Source organism: Pseudomonas sp. FP1740 (assembly GCF_030687165.1).
In the GTDB taxonomy this organism is placed as follows: domain Bacteria; phylum Pseudomonadota; class Gammaproteobacteria; order Pseudomonadales; family Pseudomonadaceae; genus Aquipseudomonas.
This window is the reverse complement of the sequence record NZ_CP117461.1, coordinates 3,753,276-3,766,439: the sequence shown is the minus strand read 5'-3', so window position 1 is coordinate 3,766,439 and position 13,164 is coordinate 3,753,276. Positions and strand designations below refer to the sequence as shown.

At 57.3% G+C, this 13,164-nt stretch carries 8 protein-coding genes; 1 reads left to right on the top strand and 7 read right to left on the bottom strand.

Annotated features, from left to right (window positions below):
• Window positions 1-7: 7 nt before the first annotated feature.
• The 3 genes from bcsB to bcsQ are packed head-to-tail and all read right to left on the bottom strand — an operon-like array spanning window position 8 to window position 5,621.
• Window positions 8-2,266 carry a cellulose biosynthesis cyclic di-GMP-binding regulatory protein BcsB gene (gene bcsB / locus PSH69_RS16840; protein WP_305409152.1) on the bottom strand — a complete coding sequence of 753 codons (2,259 nt, stop codon included), beginning with the start codon at window positions 2,264-2,266 and terminating at the stop codon, window positions 8-10.
• A 41-nt stretch (window positions 2,267-2,307) separates the two neighbouring features.
• The gene (gene bcsA / locus PSH69_RS16835; protein ID WP_305409151.1) at window positions 2,308-4,539 is read right to left on the bottom strand and encodes a UDP-forming cellulose synthase catalytic subunit; all 2,232 of its coding nucleotides are present in this window, start codon (window positions 4,537-4,539) and stop codon (window positions 2,308-2,310) included.
• On the bottom strand, window positions 4,536-5,621 hold the full coding sequence (bcsQ, locus tag PSH69_RS16830; protein WP_370695210.1) for a cellulose biosynthesis protein BcsQ: 1,086 nt from the start codon (window positions 5,619-5,621) through the stop codon (window positions 4,536-4,538). The genes bcsA and bcsQ overlap by 4 nt, the downstream gene beginning before the upstream one ends.
• Before the next feature lie 614 nt (window positions 5,622-6,235).
• On the opposite strand from bcsQ, the gene PSH69_RS16825 reads away from it, so the two are divergent.
• Window positions 6,236-7,012: an alpha/beta fold hydrolase gene (locus PSH69_RS16825; protein ID WP_018927942.1), complete on the top strand. Its 777-nt coding sequence runs from the start codon at window positions 6,236-6,238 to the stop codon at window positions 7,010-7,012.
• A gap of 197 nt (window positions 7,013-7,209) precedes the next feature.
• On the opposite strand, the gene PSH69_RS16820 is transcribed toward PSH69_RS16825, so the two are convergent.
• From PSH69_RS16820 to PSH69_RS16805, 4 genes are all read right to left on the bottom strand, one after another.
• The gene (locus PSH69_RS16820) at window positions 7,210-7,908 is read right to left on the bottom strand and encodes an outer membrane protein (protein ID WP_111454946.1); all 699 of its coding nucleotides are present in this window, start codon (window positions 7,906-7,908) and stop codon (window positions 7,210-7,212) included.
• An 84-nt stretch (window positions 7,909-7,992) separates the two neighbouring features.
• The gene (locus PSH69_RS16815; RefSeq protein WP_305409149.1) at window positions 7,993-8,469 is read right to left on the bottom strand and encodes a polyketide cyclase; all 477 of its coding nucleotides are present in this window, start codon (window positions 8,467-8,469) and stop codon (window positions 7,993-7,995) included.
• A 62-nt stretch (window positions 8,470-8,531) separates the two neighbouring features.
• Window positions 8,532-11,942, bottom strand: a complete 3,411-nt coding sequence (locus PSH69_RS16810; RefSeq protein WP_305409148.1) for a beta-ketoacyl synthase N-terminal-like domain-containing protein — start codon at window positions 11,940-11,942, stop codon at window positions 8,532-8,534.
• Between the two features lie 83 nt (window positions 11,943-12,025).
• Window positions 12,026-13,111 carry an acyl carrier protein gene (locus PSH69_RS16805; RefSeq protein WP_305409147.1) on the bottom strand — a complete coding sequence of 362 codons (1,086 nt, stop codon included), beginning with the start codon at window positions 13,109-13,111 and terminating at the stop codon, window positions 12,026-12,028.
• Between the last annotated feature and the right edge of the window lie 53 nt (window positions 13,112-13,164).

The window sequence follows — 13,164 nt, the reverse complement described above, 5'->3', positions numbered from 1 at the left end:
GCGCAGCTCATTGGCCAAGACGACGTTTGGCCCGTAAGCGCAGGGCCAGGTAAGTCATCGAAGCAAGCAGCAAGACCCCGAGAAGTGTGAACAGCATGAGCGCCATTACGTTTTGCGAGAGGTACCACTGCAGATAGCGCAATGGCCCCAGGCTCCCGACGTAGTAGTCCTGTTCGGCGACCAGCGATTTGACATGCTTGCCCTTGACCACCACCAGACTGCCTTGCAACTCGTGGGCGTTTTCTTCGCTGCTGAGCAGGGCGTTGGTCACGTCGGCCAAGCCGTTGGGCCTTGCGCTGGCGATAAACACCACACTGCGCCCACTTTTGAGCGGCGATTCGAATCCAGTCAGATAAGCACTGCCGTCGTCAGCACTGAACCTGAAGCTGTTGCGTGCTTCACGCAGATTGGTTTTCGTATCCGGGCTGATCCAGTTGCGCAGACGCAAGGGCAGGTCAGACAGCTCAAAGTACTGCGCAGCAGCTTCGTCCTTGGCCGGCAGCAGGCTTTGCCATTGCTCCAGCAGCGGCTGATTGTTGCCCGAGGCGAGCACCAGCAAATCCCGGTCGCGTTGCTCGGCCACCCGGTCGGCGTGGACCACCTTTACGCCGGTGGCCGGATAACCGGTGGAGTCGCCGAAGCGGCCCAGCACGGTCAGATAGGCGCTCAGATCGGCCGGGCCTGGCTCGTTGGGCAGGATCACCGATGTTTCAGAAAGGTCGGCCATGCGGGTGAACGGGAAGCCGCTGTCCTTGAACACCCCGAGGTTGGGCATGGCCATGAAGTGTTCGTATTGGCTGAGGTCCAGGGTCGAGTCCGGGTCGATCACTCCGCGCATGTTGTCGATGATGATGTCGCGGCAGTCGCCCTGTTTGATGTAGTCATACATAAAGCGAAATTGCAGGCGTGATTGCAGCGCTACGGAATTGAGCGGCAACAGCATGCGCGACGTGCGGGCCAGGCTGTCGTCGGTTTTGAGCATCGCCAGCAGGCTGTCGCTGTTGCCGAGTTTCTCGATCGAAGGCAGATCGATCGACTTGATGAAGGTATCGTTGAAATTGACCAGCAACGAGGAATTGGTGGAGACCGGCTGCGGCGTATAGCGGTATTTCAGGTCAAGTTGTGCGCCGGGCTCACGCCAGTTGAACAGGTCGGGTGGCAAGCGCAGCGCAACCGTCATTTGTCCTGGGTTGTAACCCGACACATTGAGTTCTGCGGGCTTGGCCAGTTCACCCAGGCGAACCGGGCGGTCGGAGGGCAGCCAGTTAGGCGCGTCGTACGGTCGGCGTGGCTTGAGCGAGTCGATCCGGTCGATCACCACGCTCTGCCCGGAAAAGGCCGAGCCACCGAGGGCCAGCGCTGTCGCGGCGACCTTGAGATCGGCGCCATCGCGCCCGGAGACGATCAACAGTTTGCCCTGAGCATCATTCGGGTTGCTCACGAGTGTCAATGTCGGCCCTGTGGCCTCTTTGATCGGTAAGCCACTCAAGGCCGTTGATTCGTTGCCGCTGACAAACACCACGGCATTGCCTTTGGCCGGCAGGCTGGTGAGGCTGGCGGGGAAGGTTGCGCCGCGGTAGCTGGCCAGGGCGCCAAACCAGGACGACAGGATACCGGCGGCCTCAAGCTCAGGGCCGCCCGGGCGCGCAGTGAACACGAAGGGCAGCTTCAGGGGCGAAGCGTCTCGACGATCGAACAAGGGCAGAGGCAGAGCGGACAGGTCGTTGGGCTGTTTAATCGAGGACACCTGGAGGCTCAGCTGGCTCTCGTTGCCGATCTTGGCCCACAGGCTGGAGTGCAGAGGGTCTTCACATTGCATCGTGTAGTGACCGATGAACTGCAGGCTGAGCCGGTTGAATTCGGTGATGGTCTGCGGCGGAATCTGCACGGTCCGGGTCTGCAATTTACCGGCCTCTTCCTTCGGGAGGGGCAGGCTGGCGGCCACTTGATCGTTGATCAGCACGTTGATTTGCGAAAGGTCGGCCAGCAGCGCCGGTGAATAGCTGTACTGCAGCGTGACCTGCGCAGCCGTGACGACTTCATCGGCGCGCACATTGAAGTTCACACTGTCGGTAGCCTCCACGCCTTTAAGGTTCATCGAATAGCTTTTGCCCAGCTCCTTGAGGGTGCGGGTATAGCTGTTGCTCGGGGCATCGGTCCCGGGCAGCGATGCGACCGGCATCACCGCCGGCTCTGTGGCGCTGATTGGGGTGGTAGCACTCAACGCCCAGTCGCTCCAGCCCACTAGTGAGCAGGCGAGCAGCATGAGTGAGCGACGAGGAGGAAAGGTCCGGCGAGTGGAAGGCTTCAAGATCGTTGCGTGTCCGCGGTGGGGTCGATGGGTGATGGAGTGTCCGGGCGTTTGCGCAGCAGCGCCTGGCTGTCCTTTAGGGTGGCAACGAACAAGCGCAGGATGGCGCGCAAGCCAATGCTGCTGACCTCGCGCAACGCTGACATTGGCGCGTCGAGGCGGCCGTTGCCCCACGTGTTGGCCCAGGTGTCGGCCCGTGAAAAGGTCAGTCGCACCAGCTCACTTTGCTGGCGCAGGGTCAAACCCTCGAATTTCACGCCTGCCACGTTGTCGTTGCTGAAGATCGTTGTTGCGGGAAAGAGGCTTGAGGGAGGTGTGCGCAGAATGCACAGCCGCAGCTTCTCTTTGGCGCTGAGCTGAACCTGCGGTGGCAGTACCAGACCCACGCCGTTTTGTGAGAAATCCCGGGTTATGCAATCGAACGATGTGCCGTCTTCGCGATAGACGCGCACGGGCAGATCCGCGGGCACCCTGGGCTCGTTGCGCACTTGAGAGGACTCAGTGGCCACCGCCACGGCGGTGCTGACGATGATGATGTTGTACAGGGTCCAGACCAGGTTGATCAGCAGGGTAGTGACCTCGGCCGAATCACTCCCGACCAGTTTCACCACGCCGATCGCGAGACCGATCATGTTCAAGGTCAGCAGGACGATGTAAGGCCGCGCGAGCTTCCAGTTGAAATAGTCCTTTTCGACGGTGCCGCCCTTGTCGGTTACGTTGAATTTGCCCAGCGAAGGGCTGATCAGGGCCAGCAGTACCGGTCGCATGATGTGCCAGGCCAACACCGACTCATACACTTCGTTCCAGAAGGAATGGCGGAAGCGCCCCTGGATGCTGGAGTTGGTCAGGCTGGAATGGAAAATATGCGGCAGTACATAGACCGTGACCATCAACGCCGAGGCATGGAAAATCTGCGCGTCGAAAAACAGGTAGGCCAATGGTGCGGTCAAGAACACCAGACGGGGCAGGCTGTAGAAAAAATGCATCATGGCGTTGAGGTAGCAGATGCGCTGCCCCAGGTTCAGTCCTTTGCCAAACAAGGGATTGTCGGTCCGAAAAATCTGCACCATGCCCCGCGCCCAGCGTATGCGCTGGCTGATGTGTCGGGAAAGGCTTTCGGTGGCCAGTCCCGCCGCTTGTGGAATGGCGAGGTAAGCGGTGTTGAAACCACGGCGATTGAGCTTGAGTGCCGTGTGCGCATCTTCGGTCACGGTCTCGGTGGCGATGCCGCCGACTTCCAGCAAGTGAGTCCGCCGGATGACCGCGCAGGAGCCACAGAAGAATGCCGCGTTCCACAAGTCGTTGCCGTCCTGCACCAGGCCGTAGAACAGCTCACCTTCATTGGGTACCGAGCGAAAGGTATCGAGGTTTTTTTCGAACGGATCGGGTGAGTAGAAAAAATGCGGCGTTTGCAGCAACGCCAGGTTCGGGTCCTTTAAAAACCAGCCCATGGTGATTTGCAGGAAGGAGCGGGTGGGCACGTGGTCGGCGTCGAATATGGCAATGAACTCGCCATCGGTGACTTTGAGTGCCTCGTTGAGGTTGCCGGCCTTGGCATGTTGATTGTTGTCGCGGGTGATGTAGTTGACACCAATCTGCTGACAGAAAGCCTTGAATTCCTCCCGGCGTCCGTCATCGAGCACGTGCACCCGCAGTTTGCCCTCGGGCCAGTCAATGGCCTGAGCCGCGAGCACCACCAGTTTGACGATACCCAATGCTTCGTTATAGGTGGGAATGAACACATCCACCGTCGGCCATTCAGCGGGTGGCTGTTGCAGAAACTGCGGTTTACGTTGCAACGGCCAGGCGGTCTGTATATAGCCGAAGACCAGGACGAGCAAGGCATACAGTTCTGCCAGCACCAGCCCGTAGCCAAATACGGCATCCTGCCAGTTGTCGAAGTCCAGGGTGTCGGACAGGCGCCAGTACATGTAACGCAACGAAGCGATCAGCGAGAGGGTAATCAGGGTCAGGATCGCCAGACGCCCGGTTTGCTTACGGATGATCAGGCTGGCGGCAAAACAGACGGAGGCAAACACGGCCTGAGAATACAGACTCTGCGGCGCAGTGAGGATACCCAGCACCAACAATGCTGCAATCAGCCCGCCTGAGATTTTCAGGCCCTGGCGCCAACGCAGGGGCCATTGACTGAAGCGATCCTGGAAAGAATCCAGTAGCTTCTGCAACCACCAGGTCTTTGCAGGTAGCTGATTCAGCTGGACGGTCATAGCGTGCCCTGCTGGCTGGAAGCATCCGCGAAAAGCAGGGCATGGACCGCGCCTGATAGCGACAGAATGTCCTGACAGCCAATGCTCTCAGGTGCGTACTGCAACAGGTCCCGACCATAGGCCAGCGACTCGTTGAACTGGTGATCGAGGCGAATCGTCCCGATCAGGTTAGCGCCGAGCCGTCGCTGAAACAGCACGCCCATGTCCCTGCTGAACGCACGGGAGTCATCCCGTTGGTTGAGCACATACCGCTGCCGCTGTGCGCGTCGCGGGCTGGTTTCCAGCCACTGGGTCATGGTGTCCAGTGCCAGGTAGGAGGCCGCGTCGGCCACCGTCATCACCAGCACCAGATCGGCGGCGTCGAGTGCCTGTTGCGAATAGACGGTCGCGCCCGAAGGCGTATCCAGGATCACGATATCGTTTTCGCTGAGGTTCATTGACGCCAGGTGCTGATTCAACCAGTCAGCATCTTCAAGCAGCATCTGCCTGAGCAATCGGCGTTCGTTCAGCTCGCCAGTGCCGAAGGGCAGGCACTCACTGTCACTAAAGCCCGGCAGGCGATGAGCGCCCCAATCGGCGTCCTGCTCTTTGAGCTGGATCAGCCCGGGAGCCGGCCTGGTGATACCCAAGTGGCTGGACAGCGCGTTCTGAGGGTCCAGATCAATCGCGATGACTCGCCCTCCAGGGTGCCGAAGGGTTTTCGCGAGGCCAGCGGCGACGGTACTTTTACCCACCCCACCATTCGCTGAAACGATGGCAATGACCTTCGCCTTCGTCCGCTTGTGAATCGTTTCTGGCAGACCGTCTCGGCGAACCTGGTTGAGTTCTCGCAACAGGTCGCTCAATCGCTGACGGTCACCGGTAGCGGAACTCGCAGGTGGTTCGGTCAGGGGAGGGGGCTTGGGCGAGGGTGGCGAGGGGACAGTATTTTTCACCGGTTCGACCGGCGGTTCTGGCTCAGCCACCGCAGGTATGACCGGGTCGTCTTTGAAATCTTTATAGTTTGGTTGTATTTCCTGGTAAGTCTCTGCGTTTGCGCCAAAACGTGTAAAGAGTTTCGTAATGTCATCTACATATTTCATGCGTTGTACCAGGAATGAAATAACTTAGAAACTCAGCATTCCATTAACTTAACAAAGTTGATGCGTCGTCTAGGCGTTGGCAGAGTGCCATTAATTTAGGGTTTCCATGTAGGTGTGTCAATAATTGTTATAAAAAGTCAGCGAGTCATGTTGGTGTTTGTCCAAGTATTATTTGTGTGTTGTGATATTTGTAGAAAGTGTGAATGTTAAAGTGCACCAAAATAATAACTGTCCAATGAGGTGTGGTGCGGTAGCAGATAATAAGTGTATTTATCGGGAGAAATAATTTCAGAGTATTTCTGCTTCAGGAATAAAAGAAATCTCTTCGGTTTCAATGGGGGTGGAGTAGTGTGAGTCTCGTTTCCGCTAAAGTTATTGTTCTATTGGCTTTCGTTGAAGTCCGTGAAGATTGAAAAAAAGAAACTTCGGTCTCTTTTCATGGTTACCAAGTTCCACCACTTCTGACGCAAATGTATCTCTGTGTATCCAGGCCGCATGCCGATACAGACTGTTTCTTTTATGGGCGGTTGGTGACACATCCGGGATACCCGTTCGGCGTCAAATGAACTCCATCGAGACATCGTTCAATAGTTCAACCACCCAAGGAGTTTCCAATGAAAAAAGTAATGGCCGCTCTGGCCTGCACCGTTAGCCTGATCATCGGCGCCAACGCGTCGGCGCAAACTGAAAAGCCTACTGTCGTTCTGGTGCACGGCGCCTTTGCCGATGCTTCGAGTTGGAATGGCGTGGTGAAGATCCTCGAAAAAGATGGCTACCCCGTTGTGGCCGCCGCCAATCCATTGCGCAGTGTGAAGAGCGATGGCGCTGCTGTTTCTGCGTTGCTCGATGGCATCAAGTCGCCTGTTGTGCTGGTCGGCCACTCCTACGGTGGCAACGTCATCAGCGAAGCGGCCAACGACCATGCCAATGTAAAGGCACTTGTTTACGTCGCCGCCTTCGCGCCCGAGGCGGGCGAAACGGTCGCCGGGCTAGCCGGAAAATTCCCGGGGAGTACCCTCGGCCCAACCCTCGCAGCGCCTGTCGCACTGGCTGATGGCGGCAAGGATTTGTACATCCAGCAGGACAAGTTTCACGATCAGTTCGCCGCTGACGTCCCCACCGCGCAGGCGGCATTGATGGCGGCGACTCAGCGCCCGGTCACCGAAGCGGCGCTGAACGAACAGTCAGGTACGCCCGCCTGGAAGCACATTCCGTCCTGGTACATCTATGGCGACAAGGACAAGAACATTCCACCGCAGGCCATGGAATTCATGGCCAAGCGAGCCGAGGCCAAGGTGGTGAAAGTCGTTAAAGGGGCTTCCCATGTCGTGATGGTTTCAAACCCGGAGCCGGTAGCCCGGCTGATTGAAAAAGCGGCTGCGGCGATGTGATCCCTGCGCTTGTGAAGTGTAGGTAGGCAGAGGGTCAAGTATCGAATCAAGGCATCAAGTGAGGAACTCATTTGTGCCTTGATCGATTTTTGAACGGGTGGTCGTCAGTAAGTTGATCAGCCGGTGAGCCTCTGCGCCGAAGCATTTCACCGGCTTGCCGTAGCGACGCCTCGCAAGGCGCCGATCTGTTTAACCCCTTAGAACCAATAATGCAGGCCGAGCATTAATGACTGGGCGCTGTAGTCAGTACGCACATCGCCTTGGGGCAGGCCCTGAATGTCACCGAAGTGCGCATCGCGAGTCTTGAGGTATCGATAATCCAGGGACATGGACCATTGTTCGGTGAGTTCGTAACCTACCCCGGCGCCGAGTTGATAGGCCGATACAGTGTCGCGATGAGTGCCGCCGAACTGGACGCCGCCGGCTTCCAGGCCACTGACCGACAGCGTGGTGTAACCCAGGCCGCCGCCGATGTAAGGGGTGAACCGACTGAAGGGTGCTGGCAGGTTCAAGACGTCATACCAGAGGTTGGCCATGACGCTGGTGGCTTCCTCTTCGCCTTTACCGTCGATGCTCCCGCCGCCTTCATAGACCCGGTTATTGAATTGGGTCAGGGTGTTTTTGCGGTAGCTGAGTTCCACTTCAGGTCTGAGCCCGATGGGGAAGCGCCAGCCCAGTGCCAGTCCGGTGGCGTAGCCGGAGTGTAACGGTTGGTTGAATTCCATTTCGACAAAGTCGAGGTTGTTCTGGTTAAGGTCCTGCGGAGCCACCCAGTTCAGACCACCCATGACACTGACATAGGGGCCGAGCGTGTCGGCGGAACTGGACTCAGGGGCAATAAGGCCCATGCCAATGACGCCCATCACGAGATACTGAGGTTTTTTAAATAGGTTCATGCTCGGTCCGAAGTGTGCCGTTATCGATAAGTAAGCGGGGGGTGTTAGGGAGCGAGCGTTCAACACGCTCCCTCCCGGGATATTTCATACACGGTGCAAATGCTTTCCAGGTTTTTCGAGCCCTGGGGTACTGATGGCGTTCGCTCGTTGTTCAGCCAGCGTGCACAGGTTGCGCAGTGCCGTGGTCATTGCCGCGGTCAGCATTTTGCGTAGCAGCCCGCGGTATAAAAAACTCAAGGGGCCAGAGATCTTCGCGCTATGGATGACCTGGGTTTCATTCGGGGAAAGTCTGCGCATCTGGTGATCGAACTCAAGGTCGATCCAAAGCAGTCTTGCCGTGTTCCGATAGCTTTCATGCAGCTTCACTGCTTCCAGTTTCAGCGGCATGTTCAGGCCATTTTTGAGGACGCATTTGCCTCGTGTTCCAGGTTGAAACGGGCCATTGAGCTCACACTGGCGAACGTCGGTATCCCATAGCGGCGCTTCTGAAAAATTGCTCCAGATATTCCAGATTTCAGCACGCGGCGATTTGACTAAGACTTGCACTTTGACATCGTTCACGGCGACACCTTGATTGTTGGGGGCACGGTCATGCGGGAGAGTAGTGGGATCAATTGAGTGCCTCAGGCAGCGGGTGCGGATTGACTCAGCACTTGAGCTGTAATGCTGGCTTGACCGATTTTTTCGCCCCGGTTGAACAGGTCGATATAGATGCGGTTGGTTTTGAACGGCTGCTGTGCGTCAAAACCGGCTTGCGGTGCCAATGACAGCGGACTGTTCCTGGGGATTGGTCGATCCAGGGTGAAACTCAAGGCCAGCAGGTTCATCGGGGTGTTGAGTGGAATCCGCAGATGGCTGTGGGCAATCTGCATGTAGCACTGGCGGGCAACTTCGAGGAAATACACCATCGAATGGTGCTCGGGGTCGCCCTCCTGGAAGAAGTGCTCATCCGGCAGTTTGAGCGTGTCCACGCTCAAGCCCTGAGCGATGCCGCTCATGTCACTGACGATGACGTTTTCTTCCCTGGCCTTGTGCAGCAAGGCCTTGTCGCGGCAGCGAGTGGCCGTGAACTCGCCGGCGGGCGATTTCTCGAACGCCGAGCTGTAGGCCATCCCAAGGACGCAGGTGCACATCAGCTTTCCGGCTTGCATCACCTTGGCATTGAACACATGCGGGTCTTTACCCTGTTCCAGATGCAGATCGATCACACCCTGCTTTTGTACGTATTGCTGGAACTTGATATTCAGGGTTTTGACATAGGCGACCCGTCCACTCAGTGGCGGCATGGCAAGTTCAATCAATTGCAACACGCCCTCAAGCAATAAAATGCCGGGGATGTGATCAAGAGGGTGATCGAAGAAATAAGGGTGCGCTTCATTCACCACGAGCTGGGCGCGTAGTGACTGGGGGCCGCGCTGGACGTTGGTGATTACGACGTTTTCCGGGCAACGTTGCCAGTGCGCCGGGCGCTGGGCTTCAGTGCCACGGTGCAGGGCGAAAAGACTCTCCATGGCGCGAACCCGGACACGCAACCCTGAGAGCAGGGTGTTGGTCAGCATGTCGCTGAGTTGCAACACATCGACGCCGTCGTTTTGTGGTTCGCGGACAAGGCTGACAGGACGGGCAGGCGGGATCACCGGCTGCAGTTCATGGTGGGCCGAGTGAGCAAAACGCAGGGTAAAGGGATGCTTGATGGCAGGAGCGGGTTCGGCCGCCGTGCTCCATTCCCGAAGCTTTTCAGTAAACAACCACATCACTGCCTTGCCGGCTTCGCGAACCTCGATCACCGTGTGAGCCGATGCACTCAACATCACCGCCAACAGGGTTTCGATGCCACTGGCTTCAGCCAGGAAACCGGTAATCTCTTGCAGAGATCCACTGGCATGAGTCGCGTCAGGTTGCAGCTCGCAGACTTCAATGTTCTGGTATTGACTCCGCTCTTTGCCCAGCAGTTGGCAAGCCTCTTCCAGCGAGTTCGCGGCATGGGCGAGAACCGCCGCGCGGATCACCAGTAAAGGTTTGTCGCTGGCGTCTGGTTGATACGGACGCAGCGCAATCAGCCCCAGTCCTTCGCCTTGCACCGTCGCTGAATGTCGGGCGCGCTCGATCTCGATTTCACCGCTGATAAAGCGCCCTGCACCGAGCAACAGCGTGGTTATGCCGTTCTTGAACCATTGCTGCGATGCCAGCAAGGTTTGCCAGAACAGACCCGAGGTGCCGACCAGTGTTTGATGGAAACCCTTGAAGTCAAAAATCTGCGTCGGGTAGCCGGACAACATGTTCGGCAGCATGGTTGCCACGTCCGCTACTTCCACGCCCGGTGGCGTGCCTTGAGCCTGGGAGTAGAAGGTGTGAGCGCTGCTGTACGCATTGCTGAAGCGTTCCCCACCCATGTTGCAGCACATGACCATCGCCGTGCCGGGTGAGCCGGCCACACCCGGCAGGCGTCGCAGCAAATGATTGACGCGATCGGTGATCAACAACTTGAACGGATCGACATGGGCCAGAGGTTTGGGGCCCATGCCGAAACCGTCGATATCAATGACGCGATCCTGCGCCAGGAATTGGCCCAGTAACGGCTGACCTGGGGCAGGGGAGTAATCAACGAAACGCCCATAAGGGAAATTGACTGATGGCGCTGCCGGCCGATCGAGCTGTTGCTTGAATGACTGCAATGAGCTGTGACCGCCGATCGCTGCTTCGGCCTCGACAATCGCGAGGTCCAGCATCAACACGCCGGGGGCGCTTAGAGGGACGGCAGGGCGGTTATCGGGAATATATTCATCCACCACCAGATGCGCATTGGCGCCGCCAAAACCGAAGCTGGAGATGCCTATACGGATCGCCGACTGACGATCCGCGAGGGGTTGTATCTGCTTTGTGGCCAGTCGCAGGCTGGTCTCGTCGACTTTTGCGCTGGTTCGGTAGTCGGGCTGAGGTGGAATCCCTTTGTGGCGCAAGATCATCAGCGCCTTGGCGAGCGAAGCGCCTCCAGCGGCGGCCAGTGGGTGGCCAATGACGGACTTGATCGAACCGATGGTGATTTTTTTGCCGTCTGTGCAATGGGGGGCGAAGAAGCTGTTCAGCGAGTCCAGCTCTGTCGCATCACCCAGCGGAGTACCGGTGCCATGGGTTTCGATGTAGTCCACGTCGTTGGGATCCAGACCGATATAGGCACGCTGGTAAGCCGTGTACTGGGCCTGTTTGCCAGGCGCAAACACTGAACCTTCGGCGCCATCGGCGGACATTCCCAATGCCCGTAAAACGCCCAGGGGGCGGCGCTGCGCAATCAGGGCCTGCGATACAGGTTCGACCAAAAAGGCGACTGCACATTCGCCCGGCACAATACCGTCAGCGTCCTGGCCGAACGCCTGCATTTGGGCCCGGGCGGAAAAAGCGGTCAACTGCGAGAAACCCAGAAACAGTGCCGGTGGCAGCACGGTGTTCAGTGCCATGACAATCGCGTTATCCGCCTGTCCGCTATTGACCAGCGCCTGAGCCATGTCGATTGCATAGGGGAACGAACTACAGGCGGTGTCGACCGATAACGCCGGGCCACCGAAGGCAAAAGCCGCCGCCAGTTCAGCCACTTGTTCACCCGGCGTGTAGCCCTGTGGTGCTTCGGTTTTTCCGGACATGCCTGTGACGAAATAACTCTCGTCGCTCCAGGATGTTGCGACCACCAATGCGGTGCGCTCCTTGATCAGTGTCGAGCCTTGTCCGGCAAGCTGGGCGAGGAGTGTCTGCAGTACTTTCTTACCGATGGCGACCTGCCGTCCTTCATGCCGTGAAGGGATTGAAGCGTCATCGGTCAGGCAAAAAGCACTGTCCAGGTAAACGCGATCCTTTTCACCTGCCTTTGCTGAATAGATTGACGCCTTATCCAGTTCCCAGCGTGTCAGCATCGAATTGATAGGTGCTATCTGTCCTTGCGTAAGCAAATGCCAAAGCGCATCCGTTGACGGTGCCCCGGGAAACTCGCCGGCCATTGCGCTGAAGCAAAAGTCGCCCTCTGTTGTTACCGCGCCATTCATACCCTGTCTCCTGATTGCCAAAATGCTGGGTGATCTGTCCGATCACCCGGATTCCATGCCATTTTTTACAGCGGCTCAGTGCTTCAGCTCAGTCGTGCCAGAAGCGACAAGGCGTCCTGCGGCGTACGACGCGACATCAGTGCTTCACCGGCAAACTCGCTGGCAGAGCACTGTTGCGCCATTGATTGGCAAAGTGCTTCTCGGGCAAAACCGTTGAGCCCCAACTGTGTAAAGGGCGTCTCGATGTCGATCGACTGTGGCGCGTCCGGGATCAGGGGTGACAGGGAGTTGAAAAGCAGGTTGCTTGCCTGCCCTTGGGCGTCCGTTGTGGCAGGTGCTTGCACTTCGGTAGCGGGTGTTGATGTCGACTCGGGGGCGGCAAGGGCGGCTTTAATCAGGGCGATTGTTGCCTGCGGATACTTGGCGTTGGCCAGCTCAGTGCTGTTGGCCTTGAGTTGCGGCCACAATGCGACGACCGACTCCAGGAAGTCCAGCTGCACGAGGGAGTCCAGGCCCAGGCTTTCGTAGCTTTGTTTTTGGTCGATCTGGTCAACCGTAAAACCGGTGATATTCGCCAGTTGTTCCAGTACCCATGCTTCGACATCCACGGCAGGTGCCTGCGGATCGGCTTCAAGCCGCGCCAGCAAAGCGGTAGGAGTGGGGGCATCAAAGAGCTGCGAGGTGAGCTCTTTCTTTTCCGGGAAGTGCTGGGCCAGGGATTCGAAAATATCGACCATGCCGAGAGAGTCGATACCCAGGCTTTCGAAACTTTGATCGAAGTCGATTTGTTCTTTTTTGAATCCTGTGACCGTACTTATTTCGGCGCGCAGCCATTGCCCGTAGTTGAGTGCTGGTGTTTGTTCCGCAACAGGTGTCGATTCCAGTATTACCGGGTTCGAGTGTACGGGCTCCAGCACCGCAAGGTTTTTATTGACGGGGGCTTCAATCCCATTGGCATAAACGCCCTCGAGGACTTGTTGGTGAGCATTGAAGTAATGCGCGGTGACGGATTCGGCCTGCTCCAGCAAACGCATCAATATTGATTCTTTTGCGATATTGGACTCGCACAGTGAATCAATGATTTTTTCTGAAAGAGAAAAATAGCTGTTGGCTATTTTTCCATTGGACACGATGAATTCCTGCACAACATCGTTGAGTTGGAAGCGCATGAGGTTCTCCTAACCAAAGTCGGTATATGTTTTCTACAAACAAGAAATAACAA